A 22,444-nucleotide genomic window follows, 5' to 3' on the forward strand; every position below is an offset into this window, starting at 1 on the left:
CGCGCCCGAATCAAATTCAGCCCACTGAAAAAACGCAGCCCCGCTGCACCGAGACGACCGAGGAATCCATGAATCAAGCCGAACTTCGCGCCATGCCCTGGCAACTTTCCGAACGCGCACGCAAGCTGACCAGCTCGGCGATCCGTGAGATTCTGAAGGTCACGGAGCGGCCTGAAGTTATCTCCTTCGCGGGCGGCCTGCCGTCGCCGGCGACGTTCCCTGTCGAGGAAATGCGCCGCGCCTCCGAGCACATCCTGCGCGACCACCCCGCCGCCGCCCTCCAGTACAGCGCGACCGAAGGCTTCATGCCACTGCGCGAATGGGTCGCCGCGCGCTATTCGGTGGGCGGCGCGCGCATCCGCGCATCGCAGGTGCTGATCACGACCGGCTCGCAGCAGGCGCTCGACCTGCTCGGCAAGGTGCTGGTCGACCCGGCGAGCCGCGTCCTCGTCGAAACGCCGACCTACCTCGGCGCGTTGCAATCGTTTTCGCTGTTCGAGCCGAACTACGTCCAGGTCCCGACCGACGAGCACGGCCTGATCCCCGAAAAGCTCGACGCGCAACTGATCGACGGTGCGCGCCTCCTCTACGCGCAGCCGAATTTCCAGAACCCGACAGGCCGGCGCCTGCCGCTGGAACGCCGCCGCGCGCTCGCAGAATTCGCGCAGAAAGCGGCGTTTCCGGTCATCGAGGACGATCCGTACGGCGCGCTCGACTACGCCGGCGCCCCGCTGCCGACCATGCTGTCGATGGCGCCCGATCACATCGTCCACCTCGGCTCGTTCTCGAAGGTGCTTGCGCCGGGCCTGCGGGTGGGCTACATCATTGCGCCCGAGGAACTGCACTTCAAGCTCGTGCAGGCCAAGCAGGCGACCGACCTGCATACGCCGAGCCTCACGCAGCGCATCGTCCACGAGGTCGTGAAGGACGGCTTTCTCGACAAGCACGTGCCGACCATCCGCGCGCTCTACCGCGACCAGTGCGCGGCAATGCTCGCGGCGCTCGAACATCACATGCCGGCCGGGGTCGAATGGAACCGTCCGGAGGGCGGCATGTTCGTCTGGGTGACCCTGCCGAAGCACATCGACACGATGAAGCTGCTCGAAGCCGCCATCGCGGAACACGTCGCGTTCGTGCCCGGCGGGCCGTTCTTCGCGAACGACCCCGAGCACAACACGCTGCGCCTCTCGTTCGTGACGGTGCCGCCCGCGAAGATCAACGAAGGCGTCGCGAAACTCGGCGCGCTGATCCGCGCGCGCCTGTGAGCGGCGCGCTTTAAACGTTCCACGCATTCTTCAACCCGTATCCAGGAGTCTCAGATGGCCGAATCGAATGTCTACGACAAACTGAAGGAACTCGGCATCGAATTGCCGACCGCGGGCGCGCCCGCCGCCGCCTACGTCATGAGCGCGCAGAGCGGCAACACGGTGTATCTGTCGGGCCATATCGCCAAGAAGGACGGCAAGGTGCACGCCGGCAAGCTCGGTGCCACGCTCTCGACCGAGGAAGGCAGGGTCGCAGCGCGTGCCATCGCGATCGACCTGATCGCGACGCTGCACGCGCACGTCGGCGACCTGAACCGCGTGCAGCGCATCGTCAAGGTGATGAGCCTCGTCAATTCGACGCCCGAGTTCACCGAGCAGCATCTGGTGACGAACGGCGCGTCGGAACTTATCGCCGACGTGTTCGGCGAGCGCGGCAAGCACGCGCGCTCGGCATTCGGTGTCGCGCAGATTCCGATGGGCGCGTGCGTCGAGATCGAGATGATCGCGGAAGTCGCGTGATACAGCGCTGAAGTGCCCAGGATTTGCCCCGAAGCCCGGCCTCTTGATTTTTGAGCGCCGGGCTTTTTCATGCCCCCACTTCACACGATCACGCTGATGACCACCCGCACGGTTCGCTTCAAGCAAGTCGATGTATTCACGACGGCGCCCTTCAAGGGCAATCCGCTCGCTGTCGTCTTCGATGCCGACGACCTCTCCACCGAGTCGATGCAGGCCATCGCGCGCTGGACTAATCTCTCCGAGACGACGTTTCTGCTGCGCCCCACCGATCCCGTCGCCGACTATCGCGTGCGGATTTTCACGACGTCGCGCGAGCTGCCGTTCGCGGGCCACCCGACGCTCGGCTCGGCGCATGCGCTGCTGGAAAGCGGCTACGCGTCGAAACAAAAGGGGCGACTCGTGCAGCAATGCGGCGTCGGACTCGTGCCGATCGTCGAGCGGGAAGACGGCGCCTGGGCGTTCGCCGCGCCGCCCGCGCGCATCCAGCCGTTAAACGATGCGCAGCAACAACAGCTCACCGCCGCCTTCGGCTCCGACGTAATCGATTTCACCGCACCGCCCTGCGCGGTCGATAACGGCGTGCCGTGGCTCGTCACGCGCGTGAACTCGGCGGCAGATTGCCTCGCGCTCAAGCCCAACCGCGAAGCGATGACCGCGCTGATGGCCGACACGGCTATGCTGGGACTGGCGGTCTACGGCCCGCATCCCGATGCCGCCCCGGCAACGTTCGAGTTGCGCGCCCTCCTGTTCGGAGAAGAAAACACCGAAGACCCGGTCACAGGCAGCGCCAATGCGGCGCTCGCATGTCTCCTGACGACGCAGAACCGCAGGCCCGGCCCGTCGTTCACGGTGCGCCAGGGCACGGCGATTGGTCGCGACGGCCGCATCTCCATCACCTACGACGACACGACAGATAAAGTCCAGACATGGATCGGGGGCCATACGGTGACGATCGTCGACGGGACCTTCCGCCTTTGACGTCCTTCTATACCCCAAGCGCGCGTATACCCCCAAGACTTGTGCTTCCTTAATTGGGAAGCCTTCAGTAATATCTGAACAATCAAGGACCGGAACGACGCGGGCGCATCGGGCTCAGCACAAAAGCGGTACACGAAGGCCATGCGGGCGGCGTGGCCTGCGCCTCAGCGCAAACGTGTGCCACGACCATGCAGGGCGCGCATCGGGGGATCGACGCGCCGTGCACCAACAAGAGCCATCCGCGATAACGTCAACATAACGCTCGAGGTGAAGCTGAGGTGAACACCTGTTGTCGGCCCGAGTCTCCATAACATGCACCGGCTTTATTCAGTAGCGCAGTCGAGCGTCACGCACGTCGCGCCGCGGGGCCCACGGACACAAGCGAGCTCATGAGAACACGGCCCAAAGTGCCACGCGATGGTCTGCAGAGCGGCATGCCGCCCCGCCGGCGGCGGGCGCTGCTCGTCATTCCCGTGCTCGGAACGCTCGTGCTCGTCCTCCTGTGGACGGTGATCTTCGCGCGCCTGTCGGTCGAGAAAGAAGCGACGACGCATGAATCGATGGCATCGGCTGCGATCCTTTCTTCAGCGCTAGAACAGCACACGATCAAGGCGATCCATCAGGTCGATCAGGTCACACGCTTCGTCAAGTACGAGTACGAGAAGTCGCCGGACAATTTCAATCTGATCGGCACGGTGGAAAAAGGCGTCGTGCAGAGCGATACGCTCGTGCAGGTTTCGCTGATCGACGAATACGGCACGCTCGTCGCCAACACCGCCGACCCGCATCCGAAACCGATCGACCTCTCCGATCGCGAGCACTTCAAGGTCCACGCGCATTCCAACGACGATCTGCTCTACATCAGCCGTCCGGTGCGCGGACGCGTCTCCGGCTTGTGGACGCTGCAGATCACGCGGCGCCTGAATCACCCCGACGGCTCGTTCGCGGGCGTGGTCGTCGTGTCGGAAGACCCGGCGTACTTCACGAGCGACTTCTACAACGTGGCGTCGATCGGGCGCGAAGGCGTGATCGCCGTCGTCTCCGATAACGGCTCCGTGCTCGCGCGCAACACGGGCGGCGGCGCGGCCGAAGGCTCGGCGAACTCGCCCGCCCGCACGGACACGCGCACGCCCGCCGAACGCGCCCACGGCGACTTCACCGCGAGCGGCGTCTACCCGACGTCCGACCACGCATCGGGCATCTATGTCGATCCAATCGACAACGTGAAGCGCATCGTGTCGTACCGCCATATCGATGGCTATCCGCTCGGCGTGCTCGTCGGCCTCTCGGTGAAGGAAGAGTTCATCGACTACAACCACACGCGCAACGTTTATCTCCTGATGGCGACGTTCATCTCGCTCGCGATGCTCGGCTTCTTCGGCGTCGCGACCGGGCTGATCGGCAAGCTGCTCGGGCGCGAGCGCGAGATGACGCATCTCGTCGAATTCGATCTGCTGACGGGCCTGCGCAACCGCTATTCGACACTGCAGGCGCTGCGCCAGGACGTCGCCGATTCCGGCAACCTCGGTCATCTCGCGCTGCTCTTCATCGATCTCGACAACTTCAAGACCGTGAACGACACGCTCGGCCACAACGCCGGCGACATCGTGCTGCAGATGACGGCGTCGCGGCTCGCGGAGACGGTCGGCGAGAACGGGCGGCTGTCGCGCATCGGCGGCGACGAGTTCGTCGTGGTCGTGAAGGGCGAGGACGTCGAGCGCCGCGCGGTCGGGCTGGCCGAGGCGATCTCGAACATGTTCGCGACGCCCTTCGACGTGCGCGGCAGCGCGTTCGTGCTGCACGCGAGTATCGGCATCGCGCTCTTTTCGGTATCGAACGAAAGCGAAATCGACCTGCTCAAGAAGGCCGATCTCGCGATGTACAGCGCGAAGGACTCGGGCAAGAACTGCTATCAGTTCTATTCGCCGCATCTGTCGCATCGCGCCGATCACCTGATGAAGTGGGAGCAGCAACTGCGCGTCGCGCTGACGGAGCGGCAACTCTTCCTCGCCTATCAGCCGAAAATCGATCTGGCGCGGCGTTGCATCACCGGGTTCGAAGCGCTCGTGCGCTGGAACCATCCGCAGCACGGGTTGATTCCGGCCAACGAATTCATCCCGGTCGCGGAATCGACCGGGCTGATCGTGCCCGTCGGCGATTTCGTGATTCATACCGCGTGCATGCAGCTCGCGCAATGGCAGCGCGACGGCTATACGGGCCTGTCGCTCGCGGTCAACATCTCGGCGGTGCAGTTCTGGCGCGGCGACTTGCTGGAAACCGTCGCGCGCGCGATCAGCGAAAGCGGCATTCCCGCCGACAAGCTCGAACTGGAAATCACCGAGACGGTGATGATGGAATATCCGGAGCTCGTGCAGGAGAAGATCGCCGTGTTGAAGCGCCTGGGCGTGCGCATCGCGCTGGACGATTTCGGCACCGGCTATTCGTCGCTGTCTTATTTGAACCGCTTTTCCGTCGATACGCTCAAGGTCGATCGCTCGTTCATCCAGGCGATCCCGGAAGACCGGAGCGTCTGCGTGATGGTGTCGGCGATCATCAATCTGGCGCGCTCGCTGGGGCTGACGGTGGTGGTCGAAGGGACGGAGAAGGAAGAGCAGATCCAGTGGCTCGCCGCGCTCGGACCGATCGAGGCGCAAGGGTTCCTGTTCTCGCGCCCCGTTCCCGCCGATGGCGTACAGGCCTTGCTCGACCGTTTCGGCGTGTGCGGCTGGCCCGCGGGCAAGGCGCCGCGCTCGCGCGAAGGGCACGGCGAGGAGCCGTCGAGCACCGCGCTCACCGACGAGCGCGGCGGTTAAGTCAAAGCGAGCGCGGCGCCGCGAAGCCGTTGAAAAACGCTCGGGCATTCGCCTCGAGACTATCGATGTGATACCCGCCTTCCTGCACGATCAGCGTCGGCAACCCTAGCCCGCCGATCGCGCCACCCAGCCGCCCGAAGCCTTCCGTTGTCACCGCGACCATCGCCTGCGGATCGTCCTTGTAGATGTCGAAGCCGAGCGCGAGCACCACTGCATCCGGCTGGAACCGCTTGACGGCCCGCAGCGCCGAGTCGAGCTGCTCGAAGAACACCTCTTCGCTCGAACCGTGCGGCATCGGCAGGTTGAGGTTATAGCCGTCGCCGTCGCCTGCTCCGCGCTCTTCCTCGAAGCCCGCCACGACCGGATAGAAGTTCGTCGGATCGCCGTGGATCGAGACGTACAGCACGTCGTCGCGGCCGTAGAAGATCTCCTGCACGCCCTGGCCGTGGTGCATGTCGGTATCCAGGATCGCGACGCGGCCAAAGCGCTCGCGCAAAACCTGCGCGCCGATCGCCGCGTTATTCAGATAGCAGAAGCCGCCCGCCGCCTCGGCGCGCGCGTGATGGCCCGGCGGACGGCACAGCGCATACGCCTCGCGCGCGCCTTCGTTGATCGCGGCGGCGCCCGCCACCGCGCTCTGCGCCGACCAGTACGCGGACGTGTACGTATGCGCGCCGACCGGGCAACTGCCATCGGCGAGATAGCGCGCCGCCTGACCGAGCACGCCGCGCAGCGGATTGCCCTCGCGGATATAGACGTTCGACATCACTTCATCGCCCCAGTCCTGCGGGATCTTCTTCCACTCGGCGTGGGCTTCTTCGAGGAAGCGCAGATAGTTCATGCCGTGCACGGCGGAGAGCGGCGCGTGGCCGAAGTCGGCGGGCTCGCGGACATCGAAATCGAGCGACTTCGCCGCCGCGACGAGACGCAGAGCGCGCTCGGGGATTTCCTGTGGCGAGCGCATCTGGCCGCGCGACAGATAGCTGCGCGGATGGTGCTTCAACTGTTCGGGATGGAAGTAGGTCAGCATCGTGTTCCTCGTTCAGGCATCGGCGGGAGCGTGCGCGACGGCACGCGCGAGCACCGCGTTCAACAGCACGTTCGCGCCGCACGTCACGTCTTCGGGCAGCGCGTCTTCGGCTTCGTTGTGCGACAGGCCGTCCACGCACGGGATGAACACCATCGCGGTCGGCACGTGACGCGCGAGATGGATCGCGTCGTGGCCCGCGCCACTCACGATGCGCTCGTGCTTGTAGTCGAGCTCCGTCACGGCTTGCTGGACCAGCGCGACGCAGTCCGCATCGAATGGCGTTGCGGGGCTTGTCCAGTACGCATCGATTGCGACTTCCAGACCGCGCGTCCTAGCGACTTCGCTGAACGCCGCGCGCATGTCGCGCTCCATTGCGTCGATCTGCGCGTCGTCGGGATGACGCAGGTCGACCGTGAACGACACGCGCCCGGGAATCGTATTGCGCGACGAGTTCGGAATCGCGACCTGCCCGATTGTCACGAGCCCCTGCGGCGCGTAACGCTCCGCGATCGCTTCGAGCCGTAGCGCCATCTCCGCGCTCGCGAACAACGCGTCCCGGCGATACGGCATCGGCGTCGTGCCCGCGTGCGCGGCGACGCCAGTAACGGCGATGTCGAGCCAGCGGATCGCCTGCCCGCCCGTGACGACGCCGATCGGATTGCCGTGGCTTTCCAGTACCGGCCCCTGTTCGATATGCGCCTCGAAGTAGGCATCGACCGGCTGGCCCGTTGCCCGGCGCTCGCCCGCGTAGCCACTTTGCTTGAGCGCAGCGCGTAACGTGATGCCGTCCGCATCCTTCGTGTCGAGCGCGGTCTGCAACGGCGTCGCGCCGACGAACACTGCCGAGCCGAGCATCGCCGGCGTGAAGCGCGCGCCTTCCTCGTTGGTCCATGAGACGATTTCGAGCGGCTTCTCCGTGACGATGCCGTGATCGTTCAGCGTGCGCACGAGTTCGAGCGCGGCAAGCACGCCGTAGACGCCGTCGAAGCGCCCGCCTTCGGGCTGCGTATCGAGATGGCTGCCGATCAGCACAGGTCTCTGGCTCTTGTCCACACCTTCGCGCCGCGCGAACAGGTTGCCGACTTCGTCGACGCTGACCGTCATCCCCGCTTCGCGGCACCACTTTGCGAAGAGATCGCGGCCACGGCGGTCGTCATCGGTGAGGGCGAGGCGGCGCACGCCACCCTTTTCCGTCGCGCCGATTTGCGCCATGTCCATCAGGCTCGCCCACAGACGCGGGCCATTCACTTGCAACATGTCTTTCGATCCTCGTAACGGAAAAGGTCAGCGCGACGGCACGGCGTCGAGCGCATCGGCGCGGCGGTGCTTGAGCGCATCGAGCGCGACGATACACACGAGCGACAACCCCGCGAGGCACGTATAGAACACCGCGAGCGGCCACCACTGCCCGGTGAACTTGTGCGCGAGTTAAGTGCCGACGAGCGGCGTCAAACCGCCCGCGATCGCGCCGCACACCTGATACGACAGCGAAATCGCCGAGTAGCGCACGCGCGTCGGGAAGACGCCCGACACGAAGCCCGCGATCACCGAATAGAAGCTCGACATGCAGATCACCGCGAGCGCAATGCCGACGATCATCGACATCCGGTCGCCGCTTTGCACGAGGATGAACATCGGATACGGCGAGATCATCGCGCAGGCCGCCGCGAGCTTGAGAAAACGCGCGCCGCCGAGTTTCTCCGCGAGATACGCGGCGAGCGGCTGCGACAGGAACTGGATGATCGCGACCGCGAAGAGGCAATCGAGGATCATCGATTTCGTCACGCCGACGTACTGCGTCGTGTATGAAATCATGAACGTGTTGGTGAAATAGACGCCTGCGATGCCGATCGTGTTCGCGCCGATGCACAGCGCCACGAGCGCGCCCGAGTTGCGGAACACTTCGGCGATCGGCAGCTCGACGGTGCGCTTCATCTGCTTCTCACGCTCGAACTCGGGCGACTCGTTCACGCCCAGCCGGATGAAGATGCCGACGATCAGCAGCACTGCGCTCGCGAGAAACGGCAAGCGCCAGCCCCACGCGATGAAGTCGGCGTGTTCCATCGACGTCACCGCGCGGAACGCGACGAGCGACAGAATCAGGCCTGCCGGGCTGCCGAGCTGCGCAAACGACGCGAAGAACGTGCGGCGGCCTTCCGGCGCGTGTTCGCCCGCCATCAGCACCGCGCCGCCCCACTCGCCGCCGACCGCGATGCCCTGCACCACGCGCAGGAGCACGAGCAGCACGGGCGCAAGCAGTCCCACCTTCGTGTAGCTCGGCAACAGCCCGACGCACACGGTCGCGACGCCCATCATCATCAGCGTGGTCATCAACGCTTTCTTGCGGCCGATCTTGTCGCCGAGATGGCCGAACACGATGCCGCCGAGCGGCCGGGCAAAGAAGCCGACGGCGAACGTCGCGAACGACGCCATCGTGCTCACGAACGGATCGTGCGACGGAAAGTACAGCTCGCCAAAGACGAGCGCGGCGGCGGTCGCGTAGATGTAGAAGTCGTACCACTCGATCATCGTGCCGATGAACGCCGCGGCGGCGGCGCGCACCGGCTGGCGGGTTGTTTGCTGGGATGGACTCACCGGATGGCTCCTGTCGTTGGTCGGGCGCGCGGTTTTTGAGACCCGTGCGGAGTGACTGTTTTATCGCCAGCCATAAAACATTAGTCAAATTTCGGTTTATTATCTTCCATATAAATCTGGCTAATATTAAAGGCGAAACGATGACCCAGCTCCGCGCCGATGTCGCGCGCTTTTTGAATGACCGGCTCGACTGGAACCTCTTGCGCACGTTCCTCGTGATCATGCAGGAGCGCAGCGTGAGCCGCGCCGCCGCGCGTTTGCATCTGACGCAACCGGCCGTGAGTCAGGCGTTGAAGCGTCTCGAAGACACGCTCGGGCGCAACCTGATCCAGCGGCGCGGGCCGCATTTCGAGCCGACGCGCGCGGGCGAGGAGGTGTATCGGATTGCAAGCGATATCTACGGCCACATGTCGCGGCTCGAAACCGAACTCGACGACAAGACCGACGACATCACCGGTTCGATTCGGCTACTCACCGTGAGCCGCATCGATTCGGCCGTGTACGACGAGTTTCTCGCGGAGTTTCATCGCACGTATCCGCGCATCGACCTGCATATCGAGGTGATGCGCTCGTCCGACATCATCTCGTCGCTGTTGCAGAAGACCGCGACGGCGGGGCTTGGCCTCTGCCGCACACCCGTCGACAAGCTCGAGCAGCGCTGTTTTTTGCGCCAGCGCTATGCGATTTTCTGCGGGCGGCATCATCGGCTGTTCGGGCGGCAGGCGCTCACGATGGACGACCTTCTCACCGAGAATTTCGTGTCGTTCACGAGCGACCAGATCGGCGACAGTCTCTCGCCCCTCACCGTCTTTCGCGATCAGCGCGGGTTCACGGGGCGGATCGTGGCGGCATCGCCGAGTCTGGATGAAGTGCGGCGGCTGATCTTTGCGGGGTTTGGGATCGGTTGCTTGCCGGAGCACATCGTGCGCGACGACATCGCGCAGCAAAGGCTGTGGCGTTTACCGCCGAAAGAAGGACTGGCGGACGTCGATATCCACCTGCTGTGGCATCGCGCACGCAAGATGAACGCGGCCGAACAGGCGTTTCTCGACAGCATGGAGCGGACGATGCAGCGCTATTCGCTGCCGGAGCGGCTGGGGTCGCGGTGAACTTAAAACCCGCGCGACAACACCGCCGTCCCGACCGTCACGACACCCAGCACGAGATTCACGACGACGAGCCGCCGCACCGTTCCGACCGCGCGCGCGCCGTCGGGCCAGTTCTGCGCCTGCACGGCGCGACGGATGCGCGGAAACACGGCGAAGCGGATATGCCCGAAGATCAGCATCATCACGATGCCGAGGCCTGCCATCGCATGCAGCGGCCACGCGGCGTGCGCGCCGCCGTATTGCGTGAGCAGGAAGCCGCCAGAGAGCAGGATCACGAGGACGGACCCCGCGACCCAGTTGAAGAAGCGCGCAAAGACAGCTTCCCAGAGCGGCAGGCGCGATTGCGGCGTGAGATCGCCGAGTGCCGGGCGCAGGCAGAAGTGCGCGAACACCATCCCGCCTATCCAGACGGCGACGCCGAGCAGATGCAGAAAGAGCGCCGCTTCGATGGCTTTGGTCATTGTGTTTCCGTGAATGAATCGGATGGCGGGGATGGGCGTTCGACTGGACCAGCCGGAACCAGTTCCGGCAACAGAAAAAGAAACGCCGCGCTGCGTTGTTACGCAGCGCGGCGTGAGGTGCACGAGATCAGCCTTAGAAGACCGGCCGCAGTTCACTCACCTTGAGCGTAGCGTCGGGCGCGCGGCCCTTGCGCGCCCGCTTTCCGACGTGCAACTCCAGCGACGACCCTGCGAGCTTCTCCTCGCGCGCCTTGCCGCCGCGACCGGTGCCGATCAGCACGACGCCCTTCGGATCGATCGCGAGGGCCTGCTTGAGCGTCTCCTTGGGATCGAGCGCGATGAGAATGACGCCGCGTCCGCCGCCGGAGAGCGTCTTCATCTCGTCCATGCCGAAGACGAGCAGCCGCCCGCCCGACGACAGACACGCGACCTGCGTCGCGCCCGACACGACGGGCATCGGGGCGAGCGGCGCGGCGCCTTCATCAATGGTCATGAACGACTTGCCCGCCTTCACGCGGCTCACCATGTCGCCCAGCTTGGCGATGAAGCCGAAGCCGTTGCTCGACGCGAGCAGCAACGGCTGGTCCACCGCCGCCGCGTAGTAATGCAGCAGATGCGAGCCCGATTCGAGCTCGATCAGCGACGTGACCGGAACGCCGTCGCCGCGTCCACCCGGCAGCGTCGCGACGGGCACGGAATAGACACGCCCGTTGCTGCCCCACGCGATCAGCATGTCGGGCGTGCGCGCCGGGAACGCGGCGTAAATGCCGTCGCCGGCCTTGAACTGGAAGCCCGCCGGATCGAGCCCGTGGCCCTTCAGCGCGCGCACCCAGCCCTTCTGCGACACGACGACCGTCACCGGCTCGTCGACCACGCGCGCCTCGAACGTCGCGCGCTTTTCCTGCTGGATCAGCGTGCGGCGATCGTCGCCGTATTGCTTCGCGTCGGCTTCGATTTCCTTGATGAGCACACGTTTCATCGCGGCGTCGCTGTTGAGCAATTCTTCGAGCTTCGTCTTCTCGTCGCGCAATTCCTTCAGCTCCTGCTCGATCTTGATCGCCTCCAGCCGCGCGAGCTGCCGCAGACGAATGTCGAGGATGTCGTCGGCCTGGCGCTCGGAGAGCTTGAACGCGTCCATCAGCGCCTGCTTCGGCTCGTCGGCTTCGCGGATGATGCGGATCACCTCGTCGATATTCAGGAAGACGATCATCCGCCCTTCGAGAATATGGATGCGGTCGTTCACCTTGCCCAGACGATGCTGCGTGCGCCGCGTCACCGTGACGAAGCGGAAGCCGACCCACTCGTGCAGGATTTCGCTGATGCCTTTCTGACGCGGCCGGCCATCGGTGCCGATCATCACGAGGTTGATCGCCGCGTTCGATTCGAGGCTCGTATGCGCGAGCAGCGAATTGACGAACTCCGTCTGGTCGATGCGGCTCGACTTCGGCTCGAACACGAGACGCACGGGCGCGTCCTTGCCGGATTCGTCGCGCACGGTGTCGAGCAGCGCGAGTAGCGTCTGCTTCGTCTGCAACTGGTCGGGCGTGAGCGCCTTCTTGCCGAGCTTGATCTTCGGGTTCGTCAATTCCTCGATTTCCTCGAGCACCTTCTGTCCCGACGTGCTCGGCGGCAACTCGGTGATGACGAGCTGCCACTGACCGCGCGCGAGGTCTTCGATCTTCCAGCGCGCGCGCACCTTCAGGCTGCCGCGCCCGGTTTCATACGCGGCCGCGATCTCCGCCTGCGACGAGATGATCTGACCACCGCCCGGAAAATCCGGCCCGGGGACGCGGTCCATCAGCGCGGCGTGGCTGATCTTCGGATCGCGGATCATCGCGACCGCCGCGCCCGCGACTTCGCGCAGATTGTGCGACGGAATTTCCGTAGCCAAACCGACCGCAATGCCCGATGCGCCGTTGAGCAGCAGGAACGGCAGGCGCGCGGGCAGGAGCTTCGGCTCTTCGAACGAGCCGTCGTAGTTCGGCATGAAATCGACGGTGCCCTGATCGATTTCATCGAGCAGAAGCTTCGCGATCGGCGTGAGGCGCGCTTCGGTGTAGCGCATGGCCGCGGCGCCGTCGCCGTCGCGCGAGCCGAAGTTGCCCTGGCCGTCGATGAGCGGATAGCGCATCGAGAAGTCCTGCGCGAGACGCACGAGCGCGTCGTACGCCGACTGGTCGCCGTGCGGGTGATACTTGCCGAGCACGTCGCCGACGACGCGCGCCGACTTCACCGGCTTCGCCGTATTGGCGAGGCCCATTTCGTTCATCGCGAAAAGGATGCGGCGCTGCACCGGCTTTTGCCCGTCGGATACGTCGGGGAGCGCGCGGCCCTTGACCACGCTCACCGCGTAGTCGAGGTAGGCGCGTTCCGCGTAGTCGCCGAGGGTCAGTTGCTCGCCTTCAGGCGCGGCTTCCTGGTCGGCGAAGAGATCGTCTGTGATTCCCATCGTGTTTCCGTGTTTTTTGCATTTCGCCATGCGGGCGATGGCGTGCTTCGTTGGCTTTCTGCGCTCGGGGCTGAATTCGGCTTACACCGTTAAATATCCGCCTCGACCTCGTTGCCCTTCTCCTCGAGCCAGCTCCTGCGCGAAGCGGCCTCGCCCTTGCCCATCAGCATCGTCATCCGCGTGACCGTGAGATCGAACCCGAGATCGCCGAGATGAACGGGCAAGAGACGCCGCGTATCGGGATTCATCGTCGTGTCCCACAGTTGTTCCGCGCTCATCTCGCCCAGGCCCTTGAAGCGGCTGATGGTCCATTGCGTATCGCGCACGCCGTCCTTCTTCAGCTTGTCGAGGATCGCCACGAGTTCGCCTTCATCGAGCGCATACAGCTTTTGCGCAGGCTTCTTGCCGCGCGCGGGCGCATCGACGCGAAAAAGCGGCGGCCGCGCAACGCACACGTGAGAGCGCTCGATCAACTGCGGAAAGTGCTTGAAGAACAGCGTGAGCAGCAAGACCTGAATATGCGCACCATCGACGTCCGCATCCGACAGGATGCAGATCTTCCCGTAGCGCAAGTTCGACAGATCGATCTTGTCGTCCGGACCATGCGGATCGACGCCGATCGCCACCGCGATGTCATGCACTTCGTTGTTCGCGAAGAGCCGGTCGCGCTCGGTTTCCCACGTGTTCAGCACCTTGCCGCGCAGCGGGAGAATCGCCTGGAACTCCTTGTCGCGGCCCATCTTCGCCGACCCGCCCGCCGAATCGCCCTCGACGAGAAAGAGCTCGTTGCGCGCGATATCCGTCGATTCGCAATCCGTCAGCTTGCCGGGCAGCACGGCCACGCCCGAGCTCTTGCGCTTCTCGACCTTCTGCCCTGCGCGCGTGCGCGCCTGCGCCTGGCGGATCACGAGTTCCGCGAGCTTCTTGCCGTACTCGACGTGCTGGTTGAGCCACAGTTCGAGCGCGGGCCGCGTGAACGACGATACTAGTTTGACCGCGTCACGGCTGTTCAGCCGCTCCTTGATCTGCCCCTGGAACTGCGGATCGAGCACCTTCGCCGACAGCACGAACGACACGCGCGCAAACACGTCCTCGGCCAGCAGCTTCACGCCCTTCGGCTGCAAATTGTGCAACTCGACAAAGCTCTTCACCGCCTGAAACAGCCCATCGCGCAAGCCGGATTCATGCGTGCCGCCGGCCGGCGTCGGGATCAGATTGACGTACGACTCGCGCAACAACGGCCCTTCCTCGCTCCACGCGACGACCCACGTCGCGCCCTCGCCTTCTGCAAACGTCTCCTCGTTCGAACGCGAGCTTTCGGCAAAGCGCTCGCCTTCGAAAAGCGGAATCAGCAGATCGCTGCCGCCCATGCCTTCGAGCAGATAGCCGCGCAGGCCGTCTTCGTACTTCCACGTCTGCCGCTCGCCGGTCTTCTCGTTGACAAGCACCACTTCGACGCCCGGCAGCAGCACCGCCTTCGAGCGCAAGAGCCGCTGCAATTCGCTGATCGGCAGGTTCGGGGAATCGAAATACTTCGGATTGGGCCACGCGGTCACGCGCGTGCCGGACTTCTTCTCGCCCCGCTCGCCCGCGCGCGTGACGAGCGGCTTGATGACGTCGCCGTTCGAGAAACCGATTTCGGCGAGCTTGCCCTCGCGCCAGACGGTGACGTCGAGCCGCGTGGAAAGCGCATTCGTCACCGAGACGCCGACCCCATGCAGGCCGCCCGAGAATGTGTAGGCGCCGCCGGCGGCCTTGTCGAACTTGCCGCCCGCGTGAAGCCGCGTAAACACGATCTCGACGACCGGCACGCCTTCTTCCGGATGCAGGCCGAACGGAATGCCCCGGCCGTCGTCTTCGACGGAAACCGAGTGGTCGTTATGCAGCGTGACGATGATCTGGCGACCGTGGCCGCCGAGCGCTTCGTCGGAGGCGTTGTCGATGACTTCCTGAATGATGTGCAGCGGATTTTCGGTGCGCGTGTACATGCCGGGCCGCTGCTTGACTGGCTCGAGGCCCTTCAGCACCTTGATCGATGCTTCGCTGTATCCGCTGCTTTTGCCGCTGTCGGGTTTTTTCGTGGACATGACTGAACGTGAGTCCGGTGTCCGGCGGTCTTTCCGCGTGGCTCGCCGAAAGGCGGCCGAATCACCGGCGAATGCGTGAACTTCGGGCAAGCCCGGCGTCAAACGCGCCAGGCTGCTTGGAGAATAGCGGTAATGCGATGCCCGTCAAAGGCAGGCATCGATGAAACGCGAGGTATTTTACTGTTTTCAAGATGACGGGCAATGCACGGCTTGGGTCGCCGCCGCGCACGAGCGCCGCTTGTTCGCGCTTTACTTGCGCTTCGCTTCCAGTTCTTCCCAACGCTCCAGCGCGACGAGCAGTTCCTCGTCGATGGCCGCGTGCCGCTCGCTCAGGCGCGAGCCTTCCTTCGCGTCCTTCGCGTAGATCGAACCGTCTTCGAGTTGCGCCGAAATCGACTTTTGCTCGGCTTCGAGTGCAGCGATCTTCTCGGGCAGCGCGTCGAGTTCGCGCTGGTCCTTGAACGACAGCTTCACTGTGCGCTGCGCGTTGCGGCCCGCCGCGCTGTCCTTCGGCGCGTCTTCCTTCGGCGCCGCTTCCTTCGCGCTCTGGCGCGCGGCGTCCTGCGCGATCTGTTCCGAACGTTCGCGCTGAATCTGCCAGTCGCTGAAGCCGCCGACATATTCGCGCCACTTTCCCGCCCCTTCCGATGCGAACACCGACGTCACGACGTTGTCGAGAAACGCGCGGTCGTGGCTAACGAGCAGGACGGTGCCGTCGTAGTCGGTAAGCAGTTCTTCTAGCAGTTCGAGCGTGGGGATGTCGAGGTCGTTGGTCGGTTCGTCGAGCACGAGCACGTTCGCCGGCCGCGCAAAAAGGCGCGCGAGCAGGAGACGATTGCGCTCGCCGCCAGAGAGCGACTGCACCGGCGAGCGCGCGCGTTCGGGCGCGAACAGGAAGTCGCCGAGATAGCTCATCACGTGCTTCTTCACGCCGTTCACTTCGACCCACTCGCTGCCGGGGCTGATGGTGTCGGCGAGCGATTTGTCTAGATCGAGCTGCGCGCGCATCTGGTCGAAATACGCGACCTGGATGTTCGTGCCGCTGCGCACGCGGCCCGCGTCCGGCTGTATTTCGCCGAGAATCAGCTTGAGGAGCGTGGTCTTTCCCGCACCGTTCGGCCCGACGAAGCCGATCTTGTCACCGCGCATGACGGTGGCCGTGAAGTTGTCGACGATCGTGCGCTCGCCGTAGCGCTTCGTCACGTCCGTCAGTTCCGCGACGATCTTGCCCGACTTCTCGCCCTGCCCGACGTCGAGCCTGACGTTGCCCTGCACGTTGCGCCGCTCGGCGCGTTCATTGCGCATCTCGACGAGCCGCACGATGCGCCCGACGCTGCGCGTGCGCCGCGCTTCCACGCCCTTGCGAATCCACACTTCTTCTTGCGCGAGCAGCTTGTCGAACTTGGCCGCCTCGACCATCTCGACTTCGAGCTGCTGCGCCTTGCGCGTCTGATATGCGCTGAAATTGCCCGGATACGACAGCAGCCGCCCGCGATCCAGCTCGACGATGCGCGTCGCCACGCGATCCAGAAACGCGCGATCGTGCGTAATGAACAGGAGGCCCGTGCGCAGCGTGACGAGCAGGTCTTCGAGCCAGCGGATGCCGTCGAAATCGAGGTGGTTGGTCGGTTCGTCGAGCAGCAGCACGTCTGGCTGCACGACGAGCGCCCGCGCCAGCGCGACGCGCTTTCGCATGCCGCCCGAGAGCGAGCCCGAGCGTGCGTCGCCATTCAGGCCAATCTGGTCGAGCGTGGTCGCCACCCGCGTGCGCCAGTTCCAGGCATCGTGCAGGTCGAGCGACGACTGCAGCGTGTTCATCCGCGCGAGCAGCGCGTCGTGCGCGGCGCCTTCGGGCGTATCGGCGAGCGCGTGCACGACTTCTTCGTATTCGTCCAGCAGCGCACGGGCGTTCGTCAGCCCGGACGCGACGACGTCGAACACGGAGGCGTCGAGATCGAATTCAGGTTCCTGCGGCACGTAGACAGTCGACAGCTCGCTCTGGCGCGTGACGAGGCCGTCGTCGGGCTTCGTCAGGCCGGCGACGATCTTGAGCAGCGACGACTTGCCCGCGCCGTTGCGCCCGATCAACCCGACGCGTTCGCCCGCTTCGAGCGAGAAGTCGGCGTGATCGAGCAACGCGACGTGGCCGAACGCGAGTTGCGCGTCCGAAATGGAATAAAGCGACATGAGGGCAGCCGGAAAGTGCGAAATCGGGAATCGGTCATTGTACCGGGGTTGCCCGCCGCGGCTCACGGCGTATGCCATCCGGACAAGCCTTGCGGCGGCGTGTGAAACGAAAAACGCGGCCGGAGCCGCGTTTCTGAGATAAAGGGACGTTTGCGCTTACTTCACATGCACCTTGATCGTCTGGCTCATTTCCGGGCCGTACGAGCGATGCGCGCCGTCGCCGAATTGCAGCGTCAGCGTGTGATCGCCGGGCGGCAGCTTGACGTCGGCTTCGGTCTGGCCTTTGCCGAAGTGGAGCGACTTTTCGTCGGCGGGGATTGCGAGGCCCTTTTGCAGCGGGCCGCCGTCGATCAGCAGGTGGTGGTGGCCGGTGTTCTCGGTCGTCGTGCCGGCGGGCGCAATCTGCATGCCTTCGACGCCGAACTTGACGTGCACAGGACTCGTCACGGTCGCACCGTCCTTCGGCTCAACGAAAAACACGCGCGCGGGCGCCTGAGCCTGTACCGCCATCGCGACGAACAGCGTGCCCGACAGCACTGCCCCCAGTATCTTGTTCAACATCGTTTTTCTCCTGTGTCGGGCAGAGTGGCGCGGTCGGCCAGAACAGCGTTTCAGCGCTGACTCTGGTCCCATGCGCGTACTCTGGCCCCATGCAACGTCGTTGCGTGAGCGAAGCGACCAAAGCGTCTTGGATGCCGCGAGGCCGAGGCGCGGCCTTCTGCCGGCCGCTTTGGGGAGCATACACCGGGCTTGCGAACCAGCCCATTCAGGGCAAACGCCCGCTCGGGCCGCCAAAGCCGCCTTTTGCGAAGGATTTTCACGATTCCGGTAATATGCCGGGTTTCCGCGCCGTTTCGCAGCTTTTGTGCCCTTCAAAGCCCTCTGCATCGCGTTCGGCGGCAATCCGTGTAACGAAACAAATGAGTACTGTCGTGAGTGAAGTTCTGGAATACAAAAGCTGGGTCTGCCTGATTTGCGGCTGGATCTATAACGAAGAAGACGGTCTGCCCGAAGACGGCCTCGCGCCGGGCACTCGCTTCGCCGATATCCCCGTCGACTGGCGCTGCCCGCTCTGCGACGTGGGCAAGGAAGATTTCGCGGCAGTCGAGTTCTGATTCGACGGGGTTTTGCCCCGCGGCCGGCGTGTTCTGATTCAGCAGGGTTTTGCCCCGCGGCCGGCGAGTTCTGATTCAGCAGGGTTTTGCCACGCGGCCGGCGAATTCTGATTCAACAGGGTTTTGCCACGCGGCCGGCGAATTCTGATTCAACAGGGTTTTGCCACGCGGCCGGCGAGCGTGACGACGTTCAGCTTGCCACCGCGATCAACTCGCGGCTCCCCGCGCCGACCGGCGTGCGATCCCAGTCGCCATACCAGTCGATTACGCCAAAACCGGCCGTCGCGAGTAGCCCGGCGAGTTCCTCGCGGCTACGAAAGCGCAGCTCGCTCGCCGCGACCTGCTCCTCCCCCGTCGATTCGAAGCGGTAGATCGTATCGAAGCGCACCAGGCCCGACGGTTGTGCCTCGCGCAATTCGTTCCACACCTCGACGCGCCCCGCGCCCTCCACCTCGACGCATCGAATCGACTCCGCCTTTGTCCAGCCTTCCCACGCCCGCGCCGCCGGATTGCGGCTCTCGAACGCGACCCGGCCGCCGTGCCGCAGCGCGTAGCGGGCGGCCCGCAGCGTCTGGAGGAACGTGGCGTCGTCGAGGAAAATTTGCGCGACGTGGCCCGTCATCAGCACCCAGTCGACCGGGCCCGCGAACGCGAGCGCCCCCGCGTCGCCTTCGATCCAGCGCACCGCGTTGCCATGCGGACGCTTGCGCGCGATACGAAGCATTTGCGCCGACGGATCGATCCCCGTTACCCGATGCCCCCGCTCGTCCAGCGTGCACGCGAGCAATCCCGTGCCGCAGCCGAGATCGGCGATGCGCGCGGGTGCACCGAGCAGAGACAAATAGAAGTCGGTGTCGGCGGCGGCAGGATTGAGCGCGTCGTAGAGCGCGGCGAGGCGTGGATCGGTGTAAATCGTCGAGGACAAAGCGGCTCCTAGCGGCTCAGATAGACGAGCGCTTCGCGCATCGGCTGGCTCGAGATCATGATTGGGCCGGTGAACGGTGTGTCGAGATCGAAGATCACGAGCACGGTGAGCGCGATCGAGAGCGCGCCGAGCGTGATCGTCACGATCGACAGCGCGTTGCGCGGCGCGATCAGTCCGAAGCACAGGAAAATGATCATCAGCCAGCCAACGAGAATCCGGTCGAACGGATAGGAAATCGAGCCGTGCGCCTCTTCGATCAGCTTCCAGCGTTGCGCGATGAGCCGCTCGAAGCGCTCCAGGTTCTCGGCGGCGAGCTTCGTATGAAACGGATCGTGCGGTGTCAGTTGACGCACCTGCAACTGGCCGCGCTGGAGCAGCGCGCCGAATGCGGGATTGTCGAGGCTGTCGTTGTTGTTGCGCGCACTGGCCGTGTCGCGCGGGTAGTCGTCGCCCGGTGGCGGCGGTTCCTTCGGCCAGGTGCTCGCGACCGCGGCGGCAGTGTAGATGCGCAGGAGATGACGGGTGTCGCCGGTTTCGGGGCCGTAGTCGCGCAGCGAATGATCGAGCTGGATGATCGACGAGGCGAACGTGCGAATGTCGGTATTAGTGGTATCGAAAACCGTTTTCGCCGATGCCGTCAAAAGCCCGAGCACCAGCGCTGCGAACGTGACCAGCATGCCGACAACGAGTTGCACGAGCTGCACGGTTTCCTGCGCTTTGTGCTCCTCCGGCAGCAACGGCCGGACGATCGCGCCGATGGCGGTGCTGGCGAGCAAAAGCACGAACACGAGCGCGGCGGATTCGATCTCGTTCATGAGCGAGCGATGCAAGTGGACGCGAAGGTCGCATTATCGGCGGAATGGGGCGCATGTGCGCTGGGGATGGGGCTTTGCTGGTCCCCCCGGCAGGTCTCATGGGACCAAGATCCCATTGAAAGACCCAAGTGTATCAAGGGTTTGCGGGGAGTACCAGCAAGCCCCTTAAAGATATGTGGTACGGTCAACCTTGAAAATGTGGTACGGATAGGCCCGACGCTTATCTCCTCGGCACTAGCCTGCGCCTCGTAGGTAAACGCGCTCCTGATGAAAGCTCGTTCTAGTTCGTTGGCGGTGCGACCTTATGGTCGCAATCGATCCACCCGTACTCAAGCCCAAGCGCTTTTCCAGACCGGTCAGCAAGGTAAGTACGAGTCATCTTCCTGTTTCTTGGGTGGGGAAGCCGACATGGCGCAAATCCCCAGACGGCGACAACCCGCCCTTCTCAGGTTCCGCACTGCAGGAACACGTACAGCGTCCTTGAGCGCAGCCAGATGGGAAGGGGCCAAGCTTCCAAAGTCGCTTCCTGATCTTCGCAGACATAATTCGCGGGCCACATTGCCTACTCATTTCACTTGCGCTGATAAAGTACTCCCTCGATGACGTCAAGCATTTGTCTAATGAAATAAGGTGGTAGGAGCAGGTCACGGAATGGATGAAATCAAAGATTTTGACTTAAATCTGCTTCGCGTTTTCGATGCAATGTGGCGCCAGCGTCACCTGAGCCGGGCTGCCGAGGAACTCGGCCTGAGTCAGCCAGCAATGTCGCACTCACTCAAGCGTCTCCGCGAGCGGATTGGCGACCCGTTATTTTTCAAAGTGCGAACAGGCATGCAACCGTCGCCACGCGCTGAGCAATTGGCGCCCGTTGTGCGGTCGGTTCTAACCGATGTCCGGGACTCCATTCTTACTGCTCCGCAGTTCTTCCCGAGCCATGCACGAAGGTCTTTCACGATAGCGACGTCGGAAGTCGGGGAGTTGGCTGTCTTGCCACGGCTGCTCGCCCTGCTTGTCAAAGAGGCACCGCACATTGATATTGAAACCATCGCTGCACCGCACCGTGATGTGAGGGACTTGCTCGAACGCGGCAGGGCCGACTTAGCCATAGGATTCTTCCCAGATCTGAGCGATCCAGATGTGTTCGAGCAGACGCTGGCTCGACGCGGATTTACCTGCTTGGTGAGAGTAGGACATCCCATTGCTGGCGGCAAACTAACAGAACAACAGTTCTGCGCGGCCTCCCATGCTGTCGTTCAGGCAGATTTGTGCGCCAGTGAGCTAGCAGAACAGTATCTGCGCGACAATGGAATTCGTCCCCATGCCGTTTTTCGCACGTCGCGTTCCCTGAGCATTCTCAGGGTGATTGCGTCGACAGACCTCATTGCGGTCGTGCCCGATCCTTTGGCAGACTTATTCGCCCGCATTGAAGATCTTCGGCAGTTGACGCCGCCCTATCCCTTTCCATCGTTTCTGATAAAACAACAATGGCATCGCACTCAGCACGAGAATCCCCCGAACAGGTGGCTTCGGTCGCTCGTCCACGCGTCTTGCGAGAATTCGTAGCGAATCAAGCCTGATAGCACATACCGAGACGCGGCCACGCTGTCACCAACATCTGCAAGAAGAAACCCTTCGCCTCTCTATGCGTTTAATACTCATGGACAGGTTCGTTCGAATTTCATTGAATACGGCCATCCAGCGCTCGCTCTTTACCGCAAGATGGTTAGGAATTGAGGTGTTGCGAAAATGCAACCTTTAATGTTTGAGCGCCTCCCTGCGGTATTCTTCGGTTCGCGATGGACGAGAAACCTTTCCTAATTTCGGAGCTTTTCATGAAAAAGACAACCGCTGCCGTTTCTCTGGCTCTTCTTGGCGCAGCCGGTGCGGCACAAGCGCAATCCAGCGTGACGCTGTACGGCGTGATCGACGCAGGTCTCGCCTATGTCAGCCGCGCCAACACCAACGGCGACCATCTGTACGGCATGTACAACGGCAGCCTGTCGGGCAACCGTTGGGGCCTGAAGGGTCAGGAAGACCTGGGCGGCGGCCTGAAGGCGATTTTCCAGTTGGAAAGCGGTTTTGACGTGGGCACGGGC

The 22,444-nt window shown here is 63.8% G+C and carries 17 protein-coding genes and 1 pseudogene; 8 read left to right on the top strand and 10 right to left on the bottom strand.

Translation table 11 applies throughout. From position 1 onward, the window contains the following. Positions 1-68: 68 nt before the first annotated feature. The 4 genes from AWB67_RS22715 to AWB67_RS22730 all read left to right on the top strand — a co-directional run bounded on the left by AWB67_RS22715 (position 69) and on the right by AWB67_RS22730 (position 5,575). Complete coding sequence (locus AWB67_RS22715) at positions 69-1,265, top strand: aminotransferase-like domain-containing protein (RefSeq protein ID WP_087658476.1); 1,197 nt, start codon at positions 69-71, stop codon at positions 1,263-1,265. Positions 1,266-1,319: 54 nt separating this feature from the next. After that, positions 1,320-1,784 carry a RidA family protein gene (locus AWB67_RS22720; RefSeq protein WP_087658477.1) on the top strand — a complete coding sequence of 155 codons (465 nt, stop codon included), beginning with the start codon at positions 1,320-1,322 and terminating at the stop codon, positions 1,782-1,784. 96 nt (positions 1,785-1,880) lie between these two features. After that, positions 1,881-2,762: a PhzF family protein gene (locus tag AWB67_RS22725; protein WP_087658478.1), complete on the top strand. Its 882-nt coding sequence runs from the start codon at positions 1,881-1,883 to the stop codon at positions 2,760-2,762. A 389-nt stretch (positions 2,763-3,151) separates the two neighbouring features. Further along, the gene (locus AWB67_RS22730) at positions 3,152-5,575 is read left to right on the top strand and encodes a bifunctional diguanylate cyclase/phosphodiesterase (RefSeq protein ID WP_087658479.1); all 2,424 of its coding nucleotides are present in this window, start codon (positions 3,152-3,154) and stop codon (positions 5,573-5,575) included. A 1-nt stretch (position 5,576) separates the two neighbouring features. On the opposite strand, the gene AWB67_RS22735 is transcribed toward AWB67_RS22730, so the two are convergent. The 3 genes and pseudogenes from AWB67_RS22735 to AWB67_RS22745 all read right to left on the bottom strand — a co-directional run bounded on the left by AWB67_RS22735 (position 5,577) and on the right by AWB67_RS22745 (position 9,200). Further along, on the bottom strand, positions 5,577-6,605 hold the full coding sequence (locus AWB67_RS22735) for a histone deacetylase family protein (protein WP_087658480.1): 1,029 nt from the start codon (positions 6,603-6,605) through the stop codon (positions 5,577-5,579). A 12-nt stretch (positions 6,606-6,617) separates the two neighbouring features. Next, complete coding sequence (locus AWB67_RS22740) at positions 6,618-7,862, bottom strand: Zn-dependent hydrolase (RefSeq protein ID WP_087658481.1); 1,245 nt, start codon at positions 7,860-7,862, stop codon at positions 6,618-6,620. Positions 7,863-7,889: 27 nt separating this feature from the next. Next, positions 7,890-9,200: pseudogene (locus AWB67_RS22745) on the bottom strand (MFS transporter). A 140-nt stretch (positions 9,201-9,340) separates the two neighbouring features. Here AWB67_RS22745 and AWB67_RS22750 point away from each other — a divergent pair. Continuing rightward, positions 9,341-10,309: a LysR family transcriptional regulator gene (locus AWB67_RS22750; RefSeq protein ID WP_087658482.1), complete on the top strand. Its 969-nt coding sequence runs from the start codon at positions 9,341-9,343 to the stop codon at positions 10,307-10,309. A 2-nt stretch (positions 10,310-10,311) separates the two neighbouring features. On the opposite strand, the gene AWB67_RS22755 is transcribed toward AWB67_RS22750, so the two are convergent. From AWB67_RS22755 to AWB67_RS22775, 5 genes are all read right to left on the bottom strand, one after another. Further along, positions 10,312-10,770, bottom strand: a complete 459-nt coding sequence (locus AWB67_RS22755) for a CopD family protein (RefSeq protein WP_087658483.1) — start codon at positions 10,768-10,770, stop codon at positions 10,312-10,314. Between the two features lie 133 nt (positions 10,771-10,903). Then, positions 10,904-13,219, bottom strand: a complete 2,316-nt coding sequence (parC, locus tag AWB67_RS22760; RefSeq protein WP_087658498.1) for a DNA topoisomerase IV subunit A — start codon at positions 13,217-13,219, stop codon at positions 10,904-10,906. Between the two features lie 89 nt (positions 13,220-13,308). Continuing rightward, entirely contained in the window at positions 13,309-15,306 is a 1,998-nt protein-coding gene (locus AWB67_RS22765) for a DNA topoisomerase IV subunit B (RefSeq protein WP_087658484.1), read from the bottom strand. Positions 15,307-15,555: 249 nt separating this feature from the next. Then, on the bottom strand, positions 15,556-17,493 hold the full coding sequence (locus tag AWB67_RS22770; RefSeq protein ID WP_087658485.1) for an ATP-binding cassette domain-containing protein: 1,938 nt from the start codon (positions 17,491-17,493) through the stop codon (positions 15,556-15,558). Between the two features lie 156 nt (positions 17,494-17,649). After that, positions 17,650-18,054 carry a DUF4399 domain-containing protein gene (locus AWB67_RS22775; RefSeq protein WP_087658486.1) on the bottom strand — a complete coding sequence of 135 codons (405 nt, stop codon included), beginning with the start codon at positions 18,052-18,054 and terminating at the stop codon, positions 17,650-17,652. Positions 18,055-18,425: 371 nt separating this feature from the next. Here AWB67_RS22775 and AWB67_RS22780 point away from each other — a divergent pair, with 371 nt between their 5' ends. Beyond that, positions 18,426-18,608 (top strand): rubredoxin, encoded by a 183-nt coding sequence (locus AWB67_RS22780; RefSeq protein WP_327366336.1) that lies wholly within the window; start codon positions 18,426-18,428, stop codon positions 18,606-18,608. 190 nt (positions 18,609-18,798) lie between these two features. On the opposite strand, the gene AWB67_RS22785 is transcribed toward AWB67_RS22780, so the two are convergent. Together AWB67_RS22785 and AWB67_RS22790 are read right to left on the bottom strand one after the other, a co-directional pair. Then, complete coding sequence (locus AWB67_RS22785; protein ID WP_087658488.1) at positions 18,799-19,533, bottom strand: class I SAM-dependent methyltransferase; 735 nt, start codon at positions 19,531-19,533, stop codon at positions 18,799-18,801. A gap of 8 nt (positions 19,534-19,541) precedes the next feature. Continuing rightward, positions 19,542-20,348: a bestrophin-like domain gene (locus AWB67_RS22790; RefSeq protein WP_087658489.1), complete on the bottom strand. Its 807-nt coding sequence runs from the start codon at positions 20,346-20,348 to the stop codon at positions 19,542-19,544. A 651-nt stretch (positions 20,349-20,999) separates the two neighbouring features. Here AWB67_RS22790 and AWB67_RS22795 point away from each other — a divergent pair. Together AWB67_RS22795 and AWB67_RS22800 are read left to right on the top strand one after the other, a co-directional pair. Next, positions 21,000-21,911, top strand: a complete 912-nt coding sequence (locus AWB67_RS22795) for a LysR family transcriptional regulator (RefSeq protein ID WP_087658490.1) — start codon at positions 21,000-21,002, stop codon at positions 21,909-21,911. 269 nt (positions 21,912-22,180) lie between these two features. Then, positions 22,181-22,444: porin (locus AWB67_RS22800; protein ID WP_143328415.1), on the top strand; the 264-nt coding region annotated here is incomplete at its 3' end.

It is taken from the genome of Caballeronia terrestris (assembly GCF_001544515.1).
GTDB lineage: Bacteria > Pseudomonadota > Gammaproteobacteria > Burkholderiales > Burkholderiaceae > Caballeronia > Caballeronia terrestris.

Coding starts and splice junctions, on each gene's coding strand:
- AWB67_RS22715 (WP_087658476.1), top strand. CDS start 69: ATGAATCAAGCCGAACTTCGCGCCATGCCCTGGCAACTTTCCGAACGC.
- AWB67_RS22720 (WP_087658477.1), top strand. CDS start 1,320: ATGGCCGAATCGAATGTCTACGACAAACTGAAGGAACTCGGCATCGAA.
- AWB67_RS22725 (WP_087658478.1), top strand. CDS start 1,881: ATGACCACCCGCACGGTTCGCTTCAAGCAAGTCGATGTATTCACGACG.
- AWB67_RS22730 (WP_087658479.1), top strand. CDS start 3,152: ATGAGAACACGGCCCAAAGTGCCACGCGATGGTCTGCAGAGCGGCATG.
- AWB67_RS22735 (WP_087658480.1), bottom strand. CDS start 6,605: ATGCTGACCTACTTCCATCCCGAACAGTTGAAGCACCATCCGCGCAGC.
- AWB67_RS22740 (WP_087658481.1), bottom strand. CDS start 7,862: ATGTTGCAAGTGAATGGCCCGCGTCTGTGGGCGAGCCTGATGGACATG.
- AWB67_RS22750 (WP_087658482.1), top strand. CDS start 9,341: ATGACCCAGCTCCGCGCCGATGTCGCGCGCTTTTTGAATGACCGGCTC.
- AWB67_RS22755 (WP_087658483.1), bottom strand. CDS start 10,770: ATGACCAAAGCCATCGAAGCGGCGCTCTTTCTGCATCTGCTCGGCGTC.
- parC (WP_087658498.1), bottom strand. CDS start 13,219: ATGGGAATCACAGACGATCTCTTCGCCGACCAGGAAGCCGCGCCTGAA.
- AWB67_RS22765 (WP_087658484.1), bottom strand. CDS start 15,306: ATGTCCACGAAAAAACCCGACAGCGGCAAAAGCAGCGGATACAGCGAA.
- AWB67_RS22770 (WP_087658485.1), bottom strand. CDS start 17,493: ATGTCGCTTTATTCCATTTCGGACGCGCAACTCGCGTTCGGCCACGTC.
- AWB67_RS22775 (WP_087658486.1), bottom strand. CDS start 18,054: ATGTTGAACAAGATACTGGGGGCAGTGCTGTCGGGCACGCTGTTCGTC.
- AWB67_RS22790 (WP_087658489.1), bottom strand. CDS start 20,348: ATGAACGAGATCGAATCCGCCGCGCTCGTGTTCGTGCTTTTGCTCGCC.
- AWB67_RS22795 (WP_087658490.1), top strand. CDS start 21,000: ATGGATGAAATCAAAGATTTTGACTTAAATCTGCTTCGCGTTTTCGAT.